Origin of the sequence: Streptomyces sp. CA-106110 (assembly GCF_050936285.1) — a bacterium.
In the GTDB taxonomy this organism is placed as follows: Bacteria; Actinomycetota; Actinomycetes; order Streptomycetales; family Streptomycetaceae; genus Streptomyces.
On sequence record NZ_JBNJNB010000001.1, the window covers coordinates 6,752,079 to 6,768,881 of the forward strand.

Consider the following 16,803-nt stretch of genomic DNA (forward strand, 5'->3'; position numbering starts at 1 on the left):
TAATGGACTCAGTCAGGCGTGTGAACCCTTTATGCGCCTGTACGGGTGGCGTCGCGGGCGCGTCAGATGCCGTACCAGGGCGTCCCGTCGCGGAACAGCGGGCGGCCGTCCGCCCGTTGGCCGGGGGCGGCGCCGGATGCGTGGTCCGGGGCGTCCGGGGGCTGGAGCACGGCGTACGGATCGGCCCGCCGGTCTCCGTGGTACGCGGCGGGCACACCGTTCGGGGTGAAGGCCTGGCCGATGTGGTCGCCGTCGAGGGTCCGGTGGCCCACCGGTACCCCGTCCGCGTACTCCATCGGGGTGCCCAGGAGTGCGCCATCTGCGGGCCCCGCCGTCTGCGGGAACAGCGGAAGCCGCAGCTCCCCCGTGTCCATCAGCGCGTTGTTCTGCGAGTGGTGCAGACGGGAGTACGCCCCGCCCCGGGCCAGCAGCTCCTCGTGGCGGCCCGTCTCGACGATGCGGCCCTGGTCGACGACGAGGATGCGGTCGGCGTCGGGCGCCAGGTTGAGATCGTGCGTGATCATGATCGTGGTGCGGCCGGCCATCAGGCGCCGCAGCGGCTTGACGACCCGGCGCGCGGCCATCGCGTCCAGTCCGGTGGTCGGCTCGTCCAGGACGAGGACCGGCGCGTCGCGCAGAATGGCGCGCGCGATCGCCAGGCGCTGGAGCTGCCCACCGGAGAGCCGGGCCGCGTTCGGATCGACCTCGGTCTCGTAGCCAGCGGGCAGCCTCATGACGAAGTCGTGCGCGTCGGCCGCCTGCGCCGCCTCGAAGATCGCCTGGTCGCCGGCGCCGGGCCGCCCGCAGGCGATGTTCGCGCGGACGGTGTCGTGCAGGACGAGGGTCTCCTGAGGCAGCAGCGTGATGTACTCGCGCAGCCGGGCCAGCGGGAACGCGCTGATCGGGGTCCCGTCGAGGAGGATCGCGCCGGAGTCGGGGTCGTAGAAGCGCAGCAGCATCCTGGAGACCGTGGACTTGCCCGCGCCGCTCGGCCCGGTGACGATCACCAGCTCGCCGGGCCGTACCGAGAACGACAGGCTCTCCAGTGCCGTCCTGTCCGCGCCGGGGTAGCGGAAGGAGACGTCGCGCACCTCGACGGCGCCGTCGGGGCGGCCGGCCGGCGCGAGCGAGGCGCGGTCCGGATCGCTCACCGAGGGCCGTACGTCCAGGATCTCGATCAGCCGTTCGGCGCTGGCGGTGGCGGCCGTGACGGTGAGACCGAGTTGGGCGAGACCGCGGACGGGCGGGTAGAGGTAGCCGAGGAAGGCGGCGAAGGCGAGGAGCCGGCCGAGGGTCATCCGGCCGGTGGAGATCTCCCAGGCGCCGATGCCGATCACCGCGAGCACGCACACCGTCTCGATGACCTGCACGAGCTGTTCGTACGCCTCGTTGAGACGCGTCGAGCGGACCGAGGCCCGGAACCAGGCGGTGGCCTCCACGCTCAGCCGCCTGCGCTCGGCGTCCCGGCGGCCGTACGCCTGGGTCAGCACGATGGTGCCGAGCGACTCCTCCACAACGGACGTGATCGCGCCGTCGGCGACCCGGCCCGCGCGCGAGACGTCCTTGATGGAGCCGGAGAACCGCCGGGCCGCCAGCCAGAACAAGGGGGCCAGGACGAAGGTGGCGGCGGCCAGGTCCCAGCGCAGCCAGAACGCGGCGGCCGCGTAGAAGAGCGCGCTGAAGGCCGCCGACGCCGCGCCGACCAGGCCCGAGACGACCAGCGTCTCGATCGCCTCCACATCACTGGTCAGCCGGGACAACAGGTCACCCTGCCGGTGCCGTTGGAAGAAGTGCGGCGGCAACTGCTGTACGTGGTCGAAGACGTGCTCCCGCAGCCGCATCACAAAGCGCTCGGTCACCCAGGCGGCCAGCGAGTTGCCCGCGTACGCCACGATCGCGCCGGCCACCGCGATGCCCAGCCACGCGGCGGCCGGATCCCAGAACGCGCTCAACGAGCCCCTCTCCAGGGCGTGGTCGGTGAGCTCGCCGAACAGCAGGATGGCTTCGGTCTCTGCGAGTGCCACCAGCACCGTGCACACCCAGACGACCACCAGCCGGCCTCGCAGCCCCTTGGTGAGGGGCCAGAAGCGCCGGAAGGCGGTACGGGCGGGGACGGCCGGGGTGGCCTCGGCGGCGTCGTCCTCGCAGGTGTGCTCGTCGTCCTGCCGTGCGGTGCTCCTGTGTCGGGCCATGACCCTCCTCAATCCGTGACCGGGGGCGCGGTCGATCAATGGAACCGGGGCCCGGGAAAAGGTTCTGTCATACGGATCGGTCACCCCTTTGAAAAAGCTCGGCGCAAGCTGTGAATCGCTCGGAAAACAGGCGGAGAAAAGCGAGGAGGACCGACGGTGCACCGTCGGTCCTCCTTACCGTCGCTGAACTCAGTTGGCGTGGCCGGGCAGCGGCTTGAGCAGCGGCTTCGGCGTGTGCTTCTTCTTCGGCTTCGGCGGCGGCGGGGGCGGGAGCTGCTTCGACTTGGGCTTGGCGGGCAGCGGGGCAAGCTTCTTGAAGCTCATTCCGACTCCTTGGGGTTTTTGCGTGCAAGGGTGCGAGAATTCTCTGACGGGCGGCGGAGGAATTCCCGGTTGTTGTCTCGGGAATTACTTTTCCGCCCGACATCGAAGAACCTACACGCCGCTGAGTGCGAAATACGGCAAGGAACGGCAAACGGGGGCTGTGAAAAGCTGAGAAATGCCTGGGTGTTGGTTTGAGAACCTGGGTGCCGGTTGTCTCCCCGGGGCCCACGCTGTGCGTTCCCTGGCGGACCCGCGCGCCGTGTGCCCGCGGCCGTCTCGCTCCGTCCTGCGAGGGAAAATCAATGCAAGCACGCTTGCTTGTTTCTGCGCCCGCTGCCATGCTCCCCACGCACACCGTCGTGCCCCGAGGGGAGCGCATCGTGTCCGACGCATCGTCAGTGATCGACGATCTGGGCCGGGAGAGCGAGGAACTCGACCGGCTGGTGGCCGGGTTGGCGGACAGCCGATGGGCCCTCCCCACACCTGCCGCCGGCTGGACCGTCGCCCACCAGATCGCACACCTCGCCTGGACGGACCGGGCCGCCCTGCTGGCCGTGACGGACGCGGACGCGTTCGCGGTGGAGGTGGAGAAGGCGCTCGCGTCCCCCGGCACCTGGGTCGACGATGCCGCGCGTGAGGGGGCCGCACTGCCGTCCGCCCGTCTGCTCGCCGAGTGGCGGGAGGGCCGCGCCGCCCTGGACCGCGCCCTGCGCGCCGCCCCCTTGGGCACTCGCTTCCCCTGGTACGGACCGCCCATGTCCGTCGCCTCCATGGCCACCGGCCGGCTGATGGAGACCTGGGCGCACGGGCAGGACGTCGCCGACACGCTCGGTGTGCGGCGCACCCCGACCGACCGGCTGCGGCATGTGGTGCGCATCGGCGTCCGGGCGCGTGACTTCGCCTTCGCGGTACGCGGACTGACCGCGCCGGGCGAGGAGTTCCGGGTGGAGCTGGCCGCGCCCACGGGCGGCGACGTCTGGGTGTACGGGCCCGAGGACGCCGCCCAGCGCGTGACCGGCCCGGCGCTCGACTTCTGTCTGCTGGTCACCCAGCGCGCCCACCGCGCCGACCTCGCGGTGCGGGCCGAAGGACCGGACGCCGACCGATGGCTCGACATCGCGCAGGCGTTCGCGGGACCGCCGGGCGAGGGGCGGGCACCCAAGGGCGCATCGGGCGCGGAAGGCGAGAGGGAGTCCCGTTGACCCTCCCGACGCCCATCCGCCCCCTCCGCATCGGCAACGCCTCCGGGTTCTACGGCGACCGCTTCGACGCCCTGCGCGAGATGCTCACCGGCGGCCCGCTCGACGTCGTCACCGGCGACTACCTCGCCGAGCTGACCATGCTGATCCTCGGCCGTGACCGCCTGAAGAACCCTGCCGGAGGCTACGCGCGCACGTTCCTCGGCCAGTTGGAGGAGTGCCTGGGCCTCGCCCGTGCGCGGGACGTGCGGATCGTGACGAACGCGGGCGGCCTGAACCCGGCCGGACTCGCGGACGCGGTCCGGGAACTGGCCGGCCGGCTCGGCATCCCGGCACGCGTGGCCCATGTGGAGGGCGACGACCTCACCGCGTCCCACCCCGGGGCCCTCGCCGCCCACGCCTACCTGGGCGGGCACGGCATCGCGGCGTGCCTGCGCGAGGGGGCCGACATCGTGGTCACCGGGCGGGTGACGGATGCTGCGCTCGTCACCGGGCCCGCGGCCGCCCACTTCGGCTGGGGCGCCGAGGAGTACGACCGGCTCGCCGGCGCGGTGGCCGCCGGGCACGTCCTGGAGTGCGGGGCCCAGGCCACCGGCGGCAACTACGCCTTCTTCGGCGAGCACCCGACCGAGCGGCTGCTCCGGCCCGGTTTCCCGATCGCGGAGCTCCACGAGGACGGCAGCAGCGTCATCACCAAGCACGAGGGCACCGGCGGCGTCGTGGACGTCGGCACGGTGACCGCGCAACTCCTCTACGAGACGGCCGGCGCCCGGTATGCGGGCCCGGACGTCACCACCCGTCTGGACACGGTCCGACTCACCCAGGAGGGACCCGACCGGGTGCGTATCGAGGGGGTGCGCGGGGAGGCGCCGCCCCCGACGCTCAAGGTCGGCCTGAACCGGCTCGGCGGGTTCCGGAACGAGGTCGCCTTCGTGCTGACGGGACTCGACATCAAGGCCAAGGCCGGGCTCGTCCGGGCCCAGATGGAAGCGGCCCTGGACGCGGCCAAGTCCCACCCCGCCGAGGTCCGCTGGGACCTGGCCCGTACCGATCACCCCGACGCACCGACCGAGGAGACGGCGAGCGCCGTGCTCCGGCTGGTCGTACGGGACCGGACCGAGGAGGCGGTGGGCCGGGCGTTCAGCGGCGCGGCGGTCGAACTGGCGCTCGCGAGCTACCCGGGCTTCCACCTGGTCGCGCCACCGGGAAAGGGCTCCCCCTACGGGGTCTTCGAGGCGGTCCACGTCGACCGTGACGCCGTCGGCCACGAGGCCGTCCTCCACGACGGACGACGGATCCCCGTGGTCCCGGCCCACGGCACCCTCGCCCTTGACGACGTACCGGAACCGCCCCTGCCCGAGCCGCTGCCCCCGGGTCCGTCCCGGCGCGCACCGCTCGGTCTCGTCGCCGGGGCCCGCAGCGGGGACAAGGGCGGGAACGCCAACGTCGGGGTGTGGGTGCGCACGGACGAGGCCTGGCGCTGGCTCGCCCACACGCTCACCGTCGACCGCTTCCGCGAACTCCTCCCGGAAACCGCGTCCTTGACCGTCGTACGCCATGTCCTGCCGAACCTGCGCGCCCTCAACTTCGTCGTCGAGGGGCTCCTCGGCGAGGGCGTCGCCGCGCAGTACCGCTTCGACCCGCAGGCCAAGGCCCTCGGCGAATGGCTGCGCGCCCGCCACCTCGATCTGCCGGAGGCCCTCCTGTGACCGCCGCCCGCCCGTCCCACACCCCGGAGGCCCGCCCGTGACGGCCCTTTCCACGGCCGTGGACGTCGACGACCCAGACCACCGGGCAAACCGCGACGCCCTGCTCGCCAAACTCGCCCAGCTGGAGACCGAGCACGCCAAGGCCCTGGCGGGCGGCGGCGAGAAGTACGTCGAACGGCACCGGGGGCGCGGCAAGCTGCTCGCCCGCGAGCGCATCGAACTGCTCCTCGACCCGGACACACCGTTCCTGGAGCTGTCCCCGCTCGCCGCCTGGGGCAGCGAGTACACGGTGAGCGCCTCGCTCGTGACCGGTATCGGCGTCGTCGAGGGCGTCGAGTGCCTGATCACCGCGAACGACCCGACCGTGCGCGGCGGTGCCAGCAATCCGTGGAGCCTGAAGAAGGCGCTGCGCGCCAACGACATCGCGCTCGCCAACCGGCTGCCGTGCATCAGCCTCGTCGAGTCGGGCGGCGCCGACCTGCCGTCCCAGAAGGAGATCTTCATCCCGGGCGGGGCCATCTTCCGCGACCTCACCCGGCTGTCGGCCGACGGAATCCCCACCGTCGCCGTCGTCTTCGGGAACTCGACGGCGGGCGGCGCCTACATCCCGGGCATGTCGGACCACGTGATCATGGTCAAGGAGCGTGCGAAGGTCTTCCTCGGCGGCCCGCCGCTCGTCAAGATGGCCACCGGCGAGGAGAGCGACGACGAGTCCCTCGGCGGTGCCGAGATGCATGCGCGTGTGTCGGGCCTCGCGGACTACTTCGCCGTCGACGAGCAGGACGCCCTGAGGCAGGCACGGCGCGTGGTCGCCCGCCTCAACCACCGCAAGGCGTACCCCGATCCGGGCCCGGCGGCCCCGCCCAAGTACGACGCGGAGGAACTCCTCGGGATCGTCCCCGGTGATCTGAAGGTGCCCTTCGACCCGCGCGAGGTCATCGCCCGTATCGTCGACGGCTCCGACTTCGACGAGTTCAAGCCGCTGTACGGGACGAGCCTGTGCACCGGCTGGGCCGCCCTGCACGGCTACCCGGTCGGGATCCTGGCGAACGCCCAGGGCGTGCTCTTCAGCGCGGAGTCCCAGAAGGCCGCCCAGTTCATCCAGCTGGCCAACCAGCGCGACATCCCGCTGCTGTTCCTGCACAACACCACCGGCTACATGGTCGGCAAGGAGTACGAGCAGGGCGGCATCATCAAGCACGGCGCGATGATGATCAACGCGGTGTCCAACAGCCGGGTGCCGCACCTGTCCGTGCTCATGGGCGCCTCGTACGGGGCCGGGCACTACGGCATGTGCGGCCGGGCCTACGACCCGCGCTTCCTGTTCGCCTGGCCCAGCGCCAAGTCGGCGGTCATGGGCCCGCAGCAGCTCGCCGGCGTGCTCTCCATCGTCGCCCGGCAGTCCGCGGCGGACCGCGGCCGCCCCTACGACGAGGACGCGGACGCGGCCCTGCGCGCCATGGTGGAGCAGCAGATCGAGTCCGAGTCCCTGCCGATGTTCCTGTCCGGGCGGCTGTACGACGACGGCGTCATCGACCCCCGCGACACCCGTACCGTCCTCGGCGTGTGCCTGTCCGCGATCCACACGGCGCCCTACGAGGGCGCGCGTGGCGGTTTCGGCGTCTTCCGGATGTGAGGCCCGTGATTACTTCCGTTCTGGTGGCGAACCGCGGCGAGATCGCCTGCCGTATCGTCCGAACCTGCCGTGAGCTGGGCATCCGCACCGTCGCCGTGCACTCGGACGCCGACGCGAACGCCCTCCACGCGCGCGTGGCCGACGCGGCGGTCCGGCTGCCGGGCGCGGCGCCCGCGGACACGTATCTGCGCGGCGACCTGATCGTGAAGGCGGCCCTCGCCTCCGGTGCCGACGCCGTGCATCCCGGCTACGGCTTCCTGTCCGAGAACGCCGACTTCGCCCGCGCGGTGCTGGACGCGGGCCTGGTGTGGATCGGTCCCCCGCCGAAGGCGATCGAGGCGATGGCCTCCAAGACCCGCGCGAAGAAGCTGATGGGCCTGGAGCCGCTGGCCACGGTCACCGCCGACGACCTGCCCGTCCTGGTCAAAGCGGCGGCGGGCGGCGGCGGACGGGGCATGCGCGTCGTACGGGACCTCGGCGCCCTCGACGCCGAGCTGACGGCCGCGCGCGCCGAGGCCCTGAGCGCCTTCGGCGACGACGAGGTGTTCGTCGAGCCGTACGTGGAGGGCGGGCGCCACGTCGAGGTGCAGATCCTCGCCGACGCACACGGCACGGTGTGGGCGCTCGGCACCCGCGACTGCTCCCTCCAGCGCCGCCATCAGAAGGTGGTCGAGGAGGCCCCCGCACCGGGCCTTTCGCCCGAACTCACCGACTCCCTGTGCGCCATGGCGGAGCGGGCCGCGCGTGCCGTCGACTATGTGGGCGCGGGCACGGTGGAGTTCCTGGTCGCGGACGGCACCGCGCACTTCCTGGAGATGAACACCCGGCTCCAGGTGGAGCACCCGGTCACCGAGGCGGTGTACGACCTCGACCTGGTGGCCCTGCAGATCCGGGTCGCGGAGGGCGAGGCGCTCGAGAGCGAGCCGCTCGAGAGCGAGCCGCCGCGCCCGCGCGGCCATGCCGTCGAGGCCCGCCTGTACGCCGAGGACCCGGCGCAGGCGTGGGCCCCGCAGACCGGCACGCTGCACCGCCTCTCCGTACCGGACGTGCGGCTGGACACCGGGTACGCGGACGGCGACGCGATCGGCGTCCACTACGACCCCATGCTCGCCAAGGCCGTCGCCCACGCCCCCACACGTGCGGAGGCGATTCGCCGGCTGGCGGGCGCACTGGAACGGGCCGAGATCCACGGACCGGCGACCAACAGGGACCTGCTCGTGCGCTCCCTGCGCCACGAGGAGTTCACGGCGGCCCGCACGGACACGGGCTTCTACGACCGCCACCTCGCCGAACTGACCGAGCCCGCTCCCGATCCGTACGCCCCTCTGGCCGCGGCCCTCGCCGACGCCCACGGCCGCTCGCGGTTCGGCGGCTGGCGCAACCTGCCGTCCCAGGCGCAGGTCAAGCGCTACCTCATGGCGGGCGAGGAGCACGAGGTCCGCTACCGGCACACGCGGGAGGGCCTGGCCGCCGACGGGGTGCGGGTGGTGCACGCGGACGCCCGTCTCGTGGTCCTCGAAGCGGACGGCGTCCGGCGGAAGTTCGCGGTGTCCCGGTACGGCGACCAGGTGTATGTGGGCCCCACCGCCCTGACGGCCCTGCCCCGCTTCCGGGAGCCCACCGCCGACCACGCCCCCGGCTCCCTGCTCGCGCCCATGCCCGGCACGGTCGTACGCATCGCCGAGGGGCTGGCCGTCGGCGCCGCCGTACAGGCCGGACAGCCGCTGCTCTGGCTGGAGGCGATGAAGATGGAGCACAAGATCACGGCACCGGTGACCGGGACGGTCACGACCCTCGACGCGACGCCGGGACGGCAGGTGGACGTGGGCACGCTGCTGGCCGTGGTCCAGGACGACGCGCCCCGATAGGGGCCCGCACCGTATCGACATGCGGCGCCGCCGCGTGAGCGCGACCAGCCACGACGAATCCGCACCTTTCCGAGGAGCCGCAATGACCGCCGTCATGGAAACTCAGGAGCAACAAGACCTCCGAGCGGCCGTGGCCGCCCTCGGCAAGCGCTACGGCCGCGACTACCTCACCACGGTCGTCGCCGAGAACCGCCGGCCCAGCGAACTGTGGTCCGAGGCGGGCAAGCTCGGCTACCTCGGGGTCAACCTGCCGGAGGAGTACGGAGGCGGTGGCGGCGGTATCGCCGAACTCTCCATCGTGCTCGAGGAGCTGGGCGCCGCGGGCTGCCCCCTCCTCATGCTCGTCGTCTCACCCGCGATCTGCGGCACGGTCATCGCCCGCTTCGGCACCACCGCCCAGAAGGAGCAGTGGCTGCCCGGTCTGGCGGACGGCAGCCGCACCATGGCCTTCGGCATCACCGAACCCGACGCCGGCTCCAACTCCCACCGCATCACCACCACCGCCCGCCGTGACGACGACGGAGACTGGATCCTCAGCGGCCGCAAGGTCTTCATCTCCGGCGTCGACATCGCCGACGCGACCCTGATCGTCGGCCGCACCGAGGACTCCCGCACCGGACGGCTCAAGCCCTGCCTGTTCATCGTCCCCAGGGACGCGCCCGGCTTCGGGCGGCGCCGGATCGACATGGAACTGAACAGCGCGGAGAAGCAGTTCGAACTGACCCTGGACGAGGTCAGACTGCCCGCCGACGCGCTCGTCGGCGACGAGGACGCGGGACTGCTCCAGCTGTTCGCGGGCCTCAACCCCGAGCGCGTGATGACCGCGGCCTTCGCGATCGGCATGGGCCGCTACGCGATCTCCCGGGCCGTGGAGTACGCCCGCGACCGTACCGTCTGGAAGCAGCCCATCGGCGCCCACCAGGCGATCGCCCACCCCCTCGCCCAGGCCCACATCGACCTGGAGCTGGCCCGCCTGATGATGCAGAAGGCGGCCTTCCTCTACGACTCGGGGGACGACGTCGCCGCCGGAGAGGCCGCCAACATGGCCAAGTACGCCGCCGGGGAGGCCTGCGTCAAGGCGGTCGACCAGGCCGTCCACACCCTCGGCGGCAACGGCCTCACGCGTGAGTTCGGGCTCGCCTCGCTCATTACGGCCGCGCGCGTGTCTCGTATTGCGCCGGTGAGCCGGGAGATGATTCTCAACTACGTCTCCCATCAGACCCTGGGCCTGCCCAAGTCGTACTAGGCGCACCCCGTCGCGCTAGGAGGAACCGTGTTCCGAAGCGAGTACGCAGACGTCCCGTCCCTCGAACTCCCCATCCACGAGACGGTCCTGGGCCGGGCCGCCGAGTTCGGTGAGCTGCCCGCCCTGATCGACGGAACGGACGGCACCACCCTCACGTACGACCAACTGGACCGGTTCCACCGGCGCATCGCGGCCGCACTCGCGGAGACGGGCGTGCGCAAGGGCGACGTGCTCGCGCTGCACAGCCCGAACACCATCGCCTTCCCGGCCGCCTTCTACGCCGCCACGCGCGCGGGCGCCTCGGTCACGACCGTGCACCCGCTGGCCACGGCCGAGGAGTTCGCCAAGCAACTGCGGGACTCCGCGGCCCGCTGGATCGTCACCGTCTCCCCGCTGCTGGAGACGGCCCGGCGCGCCGCCGAACTCGCGGGCGGCATCCGGGAGATCTTCGTCTGCGACAGCGCGCCGGGCCACCGCTCCCTGATCGACATGCTGGCGTCGGCCGCGCCGGAACCGGTGGTCGACATCGACCCGGTGGAGGACGTCGCCGTGCTCCCGTACTCGTCCGGGACCACGGGCATACCCAAGGGCGTGATGCTCACCCACCGGCAGATCGGCACCAACCTCGCGCAGATCCGCCCGCTCATCGGGACAGGCCCGGGCGAGCGCATCCTCGCCGTGCTGCCCTTCTTCCACATCTACGGCATGACGGCCCTGATGAACGCCCCCCTGCGGCAGGGGGCCACCGTCGTCGTGCTGCCGCGCTTCGACCTGGACAGCTTCCTGGCGTCCATCCAGGACCAGCGCATCACCGGCCTGTACGTGGCCCCGCCGATCGTCCTGGCCCTCGCCAAGCACCCGGCCGTCGCGCAGTACGACCTGTCGTCGCTGAAGTACATCATCAGCGCCGCGGCCCCCCTGGACGCCACCCTGGCGGTGGCCTGCGCCGAGCGCCTCGGCCTGCCGCCCATCGGCCAGGGCTACGGCATGACGGAACTGTCCCCGTGCACCCACGTGGTGCCCCTCGACGCCCCCGACGCGCCCCCCGGCACCGTCGGCAAGCTGGTGGCCGGCACCGAGATGCGCATCCTGTCCCTCGACGACCCCGACAAGGACCTCGGCGTCGGGGAGACCGGCGAGATAGCCATCCGGGGCCCCCAGGTGATGAAGGGCTACCTGGGCCGGCCGGAGGCGACCGACGCGATGATCGACCGGGACGGCTGGCTGCACACCGGGGACGTCGGCCATGTCGACGCCGACGGCTGGCTGTTCGTGGTCGACCGGGTCAAGGAACTCATCAAGTACAAGGGCTTCCAGGTGGCGCCCGCCGAGCTGGAGGCCCTGCTGCTCACCCACCCGGGCATCGTGGACGCCGCCGTCATCGGTGTCTACAACGACGAGAACAACGAGGTGCCGCACGCCTTCGTGGTGCGCCGTCCGGGCGCCGACGACCTCTCCGCGGGCGAGATCATGATGTACGTCGCCGAACGCGTCGCCCCCTACAAGCGGGTCCGGCGCGTCACCTTCATCGACGGAGTGCCGAGGGCGGTCTCCGGGAAGATCCTGCGCCGGCAGCTGAGGGAGCACGCGTGACCGATCTCGTACGCACGGCGAACGACCGGGGCCTCACCACCCTCACCCTCGATTCCCCGGGCAACCGCAACGCCCTGTCGTCCTCGCTCGTCGGCGCGCTCGCCGACGCCCTCACCCACTGCGGCAAGGACCGCGAGGTACGCGCCGTCGTCCTCACCCACACCGGGAACACCTTCTGTGCGGGCGCCGACCTTCGGGACCCGCCCCACCCGGAGGCCCTGGTCGCCCTGCTGCGGCAGATCGTCGAGCTGAGCAAGCCCGTCGTCGCCCGGGTCACCGGGCACGTACGGGCGGGCGGCCTCGGCCTGCTGGGCGCCTGCGACATCGCGGCCGCCTCCGCCGCGGCCGACTTCGCCTTCACCGAGGTGCGCATCGGCGTCGCCCCGGCCGTGATCTCCCTGCCCCTGCTGCCCCGCACGGACCCCCGGGCCCTCGCCCGCTACTACCTCACCGGCGAACGCTTCGACGCCGCCGAGGCCGTGCGCACCGGGCTGCTCACCGCGGCCAGCGACGACGTCGACGAGGTGCTCGCGCCCATGCTCGACGGGCTGCGCCGGGCCTCGCCCCAGGGCCTGACCGAGACGAAACGGCTGCTCACGGCTACTGTGCTGAAGACCTTCGACCGGGACGCGGCCGACCTGACCGCGCTCTCGGCCCGGCTGTTCTTCTCCCCGCAGGCCCGCGAGGGGATGACGGCCTTCCTCGAACGACGGGATCCCGTGTGGGTGGTGTGAACGCGGTGCGTGCCGGCGCTGCGACCGGGAGCACGGTATGGGAGTGAACACGGTCGAACGCGTCCCCAAGCAGGACCGCAGCCGCGCCACCCGGCAGCGGCTCCTGGAAGCCGCCGTGGCCTGCCTCGCCGAACACGGCTGGGCGGGCTCCACGGTCTCCGTCGTCGCCGAACGCGCCGGAGTCTCCCGGGGTGCCGCCCAGCACCACTTCCCGACCCGGGAGGACCTGTTCACGGCTGCCGTCGAGTACGTCGCCGAGGAGCGCTCCACCGCGACACGGGCCCTGTTCCCGCAGGGGGCCGCCGACTCCGACCGGCGCGCGGTGGTCGCCGCCCTCGTCGACCTGTACACCGGTCCGCTGTTCCGGGCGGCTCTGCATCTGTGGGTGGCCGCCTCCAACGAGGACCAGCTGCGGCTGCGGGTGACGGAGCTGGAAGCCCGGGTCGGCCGCGAGACCCATCGCATCGCCGTCGACCTCCTCGACGCCGACGAATCCCGCCCCGGAGTCCGCGAAACCGTCCAGGGCCTCCTCGACATGGCCCGCGGCCTCGGTCTCGCCAACCTGCTCACCGACGACGGGGCCCGCCGCGAGCGAGTGGTGGCCCAGTGGGCGCAGCTGCTGGAGGAGGCGCTGGGCTGAGGGCAGGGCGGCATGCGTGGGGACCGCCACACTCACGCCTCGTGTACCCCGCAGTACTCTTGCCCCATGCTTCCGATGCTCGTCCGACGCCGGCACGTGGACTACGTGCGCGTCACGAGCATGGGCTGTCGGCGCTCTGCCTGATCCAGCCCCCTCTTCCGCCCCCGTGGCACCCAGGAGCCGCCCCACCCCCGGCGGCCGATCCGTGCCCCCGTACACCCTGCGGACGCCCCCCATGACGAAACCGTCGTACGACCAACTTCCGATCATCGACCTCTCCGCGGCCGACCGTGGCCCCCAGGCCCGGGCGCTGCTTCACGCGCAGCTCCACAGCGCCGCCCATGACGTGGGCTTCTTCCAGCTGGTCGGCCACGGAGTCACCAAGGCCGAGACCGACGCGCTGCTCGGCGCCATGCACGCCTTCTTCGCGCTTCCCGAAGCCGACCGCCTCGCCCTCGACAACGTCAACTCGCCCCACTTCCGCGGCTACACCCGCACCGGCGACGAACGCACCGGCGGTACCCGGGACTGGCGCGACCAGCTCGACATAGGCGCCGAACGCCCTGTCCGCGCCCCGGGCCCCGGTGAGCCCGCGTACTGGTGGCTCCAGGGCCCCAACCAGTGGCCCGCCGCCCTCCCCAAACTGCGTACCGCCGCGCTCGCCTGGATCGACCGGCTCAGCGGGGTCGCCCGGCGGCTGCTCCACGAACTGCTCACCGCGATCGGCGCACCGGCCGGCTTCTACGACCCGGTCTTCGGCGACCACGCCCACCCCCACCTCAAGCTCGTGCGCTATCCGGGCAGCGCCTCGGACGGCGCGGAGCAGGGCGTCGGTGCGCACAAGGACTACGGGTTCCTGACCCTGCTGCTCCAGGACCGGATCGGCGGACTGCAGGTGCACCGCGCGGACGGGCGGTTCCACGATGTGCCGCCGCTCGACGGAGCGTTCGTGGTCAACCTGGGCGAGCTGCTGGAAGTGGCGACCGACGGCTATCTGCTCGCCACCAACCACCGGGTCGTCAGCCCGCCCGGCGCCGTCGAGCGGTTCTCCGTGCCGTTCTTCTACAACCCGCGCCTGGACGCCCGCATCGAACCGCTGCCCTTCCCGTACGCCTCCACCGCGCCCGGTGTCACTGACGACCCGGCCAACCCGCTGTTCGCGGAGTACGGCTTCAACGAGCTGAAGGGCAAGCTGCGGGCACACCCGCTGGCCGCCGAACGCCACCACGCGGATCTGCTCAGCCCCGCGTGACAGCGGGGCGGAGCGCGAAGCCCCCGTCGGCCGAAGGGGGCGGGGACGGCGCGGCCGGCTGCACCGGTCCCGCGCTCGCCCCGCCCCCTTCGCGGTCCTTCTCGATCGCTCAGCGCGCGATGGCCGCGTACCCCTCGATCTCCTGGGGGCCGCGCGGGCCGGGACCCACGTAGCGGGCGGAGGGGCGCACCAGGCGGCCCGTCCGCTTCTGCTCGAGGATGTGCGCCGACCAGCCCGCCGTCCGGGCACAGGTGAACATCGACGTGAACATGTGCGCCGGGACCTCGGCGAAGTCCAGCATGATCGCCGCCCAGAACTCCACGTTCGTGGCGAGGACACGGTCGGGGCGGCGGTTGTGCAGCTCCTCCAGGGCGGCCTTCTCCAGCGCCTCCGCGATCTCGAAACGCGGGGCTCCGAGTTCCCGGGCGGTACGGCGCAGCACGCGCGCCCGCGGGTCCTCGGCGCGGTACACCCGGTGACCGAAGCCCATCAGCCGCTCGCCCTGGTCCAGGGCCCGCTTCACATACGCCTCCGCGTCACCGGTGCGCTCGATCTCCTCGATCATGCCGAGGACACGGGAGGGAGCACCGCCGTGCAACGGCCCCGACATGGCACCGACCGCGCCGGACAGTGCCGCGGCCACGTCCGCGCCCGTCGAGGCGATGACCCGCGCCGTGAACGTGGACGCGTTCATGCCGTGCTCGGCGGCCGACGTCCAGTAGGCGTCCACGGCCGCGACGTGCTTCGGGTCCGGCTCGCCGCGCCAGCGGATCATGAACCGCTCCACGACGGAGCTCGCCTTGTCGATCTCGCGCTGCGGCACCATCGGCAGCCCCTGGCCACGTGCCGACTGGGCGACGTACGAGAGCGCCATGACCGCGGCGCGCGCCAGGTCGTCACGGGCCTCCTCGACGTCGATGTCCAGGAGCGGTTTCAGCCCCCACACCGGGGCGAGCATGGCGAGCGCCGACTGCACGTCCACCCGGATGTCGCCGGAGTGCACCGGGATCGGGAACGGCTCGGCGGGCGGCAGCCCGGGGTTGAAGGCGCCGTCGACCAGCAGCCCCCAGACGTTGCCGAACGAGACCTGACCGACCAGGTCTTCGATGTCGACACCCCGGTACCGCAGGGCACCGCCCTCCTTGTCCGGTTCGGCGATCTCCGTCTCGAACGCGATGACTCCCTCGAGCCCGGGTACGAAGTCGGACATCAGGCGGCTCCTCGTGATGTGTGCGGCGGATGTGGTCTGTGGGATTCCCGTCGGCCGTCGTCCACGGGCCGAGGGGACGGGACCGTGCGCTGGACGTCAGCTGCCGGGAAGCTTGCCGTCCCGGATCCACGGTCACTGACGAAAGACTCGCGGTCCGAAACGGTCACCCGGGTGATGCCCCGATCGGTCGGCGGTCATCCACCGCGACCGGCATCTGCACGATATCCCCGAGTGCCACCTTTGGGGAGAGGTTGCGGCACTGAGTGCCACGCAGTGATGAACCACACCCCCCCCGAAGTGCCGCAGGCATACGGCAAGATGACGGCGTGACCGACCGCTTCCCGGACGAACCCGCCCCCGGCCCCGCAGCCGATCCGGCCTCCGAAGGCACCGCGCACCACGACGCCGGATCCTCCGCCGCGGAGCCGGAGATCGAACCCATCGTCGAACGCGCCGCGGCCCAGGCCCCCGCCGAGGACCTGGCGCACGATCCCGCCGAGATGCGGGCCCACTACCGCGCCGAGGGCATGGACGAGTCCGCCCTCGCCGTCCACCCCATGGAGCAGTTCTCCCTCTGGTTCAAGCAGGCGGCGCAGGCCTCGGTGGCCGGGATGATCTATGAGCCGAACGCCATGGTCGTCTCCACCGCGGACGCGGCCGGGCACCCGAGCTCACGCACGGTTCTGCTGAAGGGGTACGACGAGCAGGGCTTCGTCTTCTACACCAACTACGAGTCCCGCAAGGCCCGCGAACTGGCGGCCAACCCCCATGTCTCGCTGCTCTTCCCCTGGCACCCGATGGCCCGCCAGGTGATCGTCACGGGCATCGCCCGCCGCACCGGCCGCGACGAGACGGCCGCCTACTTCCGCACCCGGCCGCACGGCTCCCAGCTGGGGGCCTGGGCCAGTGCCCAGTCCTCGGTGATCCCCTCCCGCACCGGACTCGACACCGCGTACGAAGAGCTGAGCGCCCGCTACCCCGAAGGGTCCCAGGTCCCGGTGCCGCCGAACTGGGGCGGCTTCCGTATCGCCCCCCGGACGGTCGAGTTCTGGCAGGGCCGCGAGAACCGTCTCCACGACCGCCTCCGCTATGTGGCGGAACCGGACGGGTCGTGGCGGGTGGAGCGGCTGAGCCCCTGAGGCCTCGACGGCCGCCCGTAGACGCAGACGACCCGCGAGCTCAGGTCCTCCGCCTGTCGGC

13 protein-coding genes are annotated in these 16,803 nt (G+C 72.1%); 10 read left to right on the plus strand and 3 right to left on the minus strand.

Annotation, left to right across the window (positions count from 1 at the left end; translation table 11 throughout):
* Positions 1-62: 62 nt before the first annotated feature.
* Together ACQEXA_RS31150 and ACQEXA_RS31155 are read right to left on the minus strand one after the other, a co-directional pair.
* On the minus strand, positions 63-2,192 hold the full coding sequence (locus ACQEXA_RS31150) for an ABC transporter ATP-binding protein (RefSeq protein ID WP_433131693.1): 2,130 nt from the start codon (positions 2,190-2,192) through the stop codon (positions 63-65).
* A gap of 189 nt (positions 2,193-2,381) precedes the next feature.
* Positions 2,382-2,516 carry a hypothetical protein gene (locus ACQEXA_RS31155; protein WP_432929356.1) on the minus strand — a complete coding sequence of 45 codons (135 nt, stop codon included), beginning with the start codon at positions 2,514-2,516 and terminating at the stop codon, positions 2,382-2,384.
* 380 nt (positions 2,517-2,896) lie between these two features.
* Here ACQEXA_RS31155 and ACQEXA_RS31160 point away from each other — a divergent pair, with 380 nt between their 5' ends.
* From ACQEXA_RS31160 to ACQEXA_RS31200, 9 genes are all read left to right on the plus strand, one after another.
* Positions 2,897-3,718, plus strand: a complete 822-nt coding sequence (locus ACQEXA_RS31160) for a TIGR03084 family metal-binding protein (protein WP_433131695.1) — start codon at positions 2,897-2,899, stop codon at positions 3,716-3,718.
* On the plus strand, positions 3,715-5,424 hold the full coding sequence (locus ACQEXA_RS31165) for an acyclic terpene utilization AtuA family protein (RefSeq protein ID WP_432929352.1): 1,710 nt from the start codon (positions 3,715-3,717) through the stop codon (positions 5,422-5,424). Before ACQEXA_RS31160 ends, ACQEXA_RS31165 begins: the two co-directional genes overlap by 4 nt.
* Positions 5,425-5,461: 37 nt before the next feature.
* Positions 5,462-7,060, plus strand: a complete 1,599-nt coding sequence (locus ACQEXA_RS31170) for an acyl-CoA carboxylase subunit beta (RefSeq protein ID WP_433131697.1) — start codon at positions 5,462-5,464, stop codon at positions 7,058-7,060.
* A gap of 5 nt (positions 7,061-7,065) precedes the next feature.
* Entirely contained in the window at positions 7,066-8,928 is a 1,863-nt protein-coding gene (locus ACQEXA_RS31175; protein ID WP_433131699.1) for an acetyl/propionyl/methylcrotonyl-CoA carboxylase subunit alpha, read from the plus strand.
* 82 nt (positions 8,929-9,010) lie between these two features.
* Positions 9,011-10,174: an acyl-CoA dehydrogenase family protein gene (locus tag ACQEXA_RS31180; RefSeq protein ID WP_432929347.1), complete on the plus strand. Its 1,164-nt coding sequence runs from the start codon at positions 9,011-9,013 to the stop codon at positions 10,172-10,174.
* A 27-nt stretch (positions 10,175-10,201) separates the two neighbouring features.
* Positions 10,202-11,767: a 4-coumarate--CoA ligase family protein gene (locus ACQEXA_RS31185; protein WP_433131701.1), complete on the plus strand. Its 1,566-nt coding sequence runs from the start codon at positions 10,202-10,204 to the stop codon at positions 11,765-11,767.
* A complete protein-coding gene (locus ACQEXA_RS31190) occupies positions 11,764-12,501 on the plus strand; it encodes an enoyl-CoA hydratase family protein (protein ID WP_433131703.1) in 738 nt (245 codons plus the stop codon). The genes ACQEXA_RS31185 and ACQEXA_RS31190 overlap by 4 nt, the downstream gene beginning before the upstream one ends.
* Positions 12,502-12,538: 37 nt before the next feature.
* Positions 12,539-13,141 carry a TetR/AcrR family transcriptional regulator gene (locus ACQEXA_RS31195; protein WP_432929341.1) on the plus strand — a complete coding sequence of 201 codons (603 nt, stop codon included), beginning with the start codon at positions 12,539-12,541 and terminating at the stop codon, positions 13,139-13,141.
* A 235-nt stretch (positions 13,142-13,376) separates the two neighbouring features.
* Positions 13,377-14,393, plus strand: coding sequence for an isopenicillin N synthase family dioxygenase (locus ACQEXA_RS31200; RefSeq protein ID WP_432929339.1), 1,017 nt, complete (start codon positions 13,377-13,379; stop codon positions 14,391-14,393).
* Positions 14,394-14,502: 109 nt separating this feature from the next.
* Here the strand turns inward: ACQEXA_RS31200 and ACQEXA_RS31205 are convergent, their stop codons facing one another.
* A complete protein-coding gene (locus tag ACQEXA_RS31205) occupies positions 14,503-15,603 on the minus strand; it encodes a citrate synthase 2 (protein WP_433131705.1) in 1,101 nt (366 codons plus the stop codon).
* A gap of 500 nt (positions 15,604-16,103) precedes the next feature.
* On the opposite strand from ACQEXA_RS31205, the gene pdxH reads away from it, so the two are divergent.
* Positions 16,104-16,742, plus strand: a complete 639-nt coding sequence (gene pdxH, locus ACQEXA_RS31210) for a pyridoxamine 5'-phosphate oxidase (protein ID WP_359394167.1) — start codon at positions 16,104-16,106, stop codon at positions 16,740-16,742.
* The last annotated feature ends 61 nt before the right edge of the window (positions 16,743-16,803 follow it).

Coding starts and splice junctions, on each gene's coding strand:
- ACQEXA_RS31150 (WP_433131693.1), bottom strand. CDS start 2,192: ATGGCCCGACACAGGAGCACCGCACGGCAGGACGACGAGCACACCTGC.
- ACQEXA_RS31155 (WP_432929356.1), bottom strand. CDS start 2,516: ATGAGCTTCAAGAAGCTTGCCCCGCTGCCCGCCAAGCCCAAGTCGAAG.
- ACQEXA_RS31180 (WP_432929347.1), top strand. CDS start 9,011: ATGACCGCCGTCATGGAAACTCAGGAGCAACAAGACCTCCGAGCGGCC.
- ACQEXA_RS31195 (WP_432929341.1), top strand. CDS start 12,539: ATGGGAGTGAACACGGTCGAACGCGTCCCCAAGCAGGACCGCAGCCGC.
- ACQEXA_RS31200 (WP_432929339.1), top strand. CDS start 13,377: ATGACGAAACCGTCGTACGACCAACTTCCGATCATCGACCTCTCCGCG.
- ACQEXA_RS31205 (WP_433131705.1), bottom strand. CDS start 15,603: ATGTCCGACTTCGTACCCGGGCTCGAGGGAGTCATCGCGTTCGAGACG.
- pdxH (WP_359394167.1), top strand. CDS start 16,104: ATGCGGGCCCACTACCGCGCCGAGGGCATGGACGAGTCCGCCCTCGCC.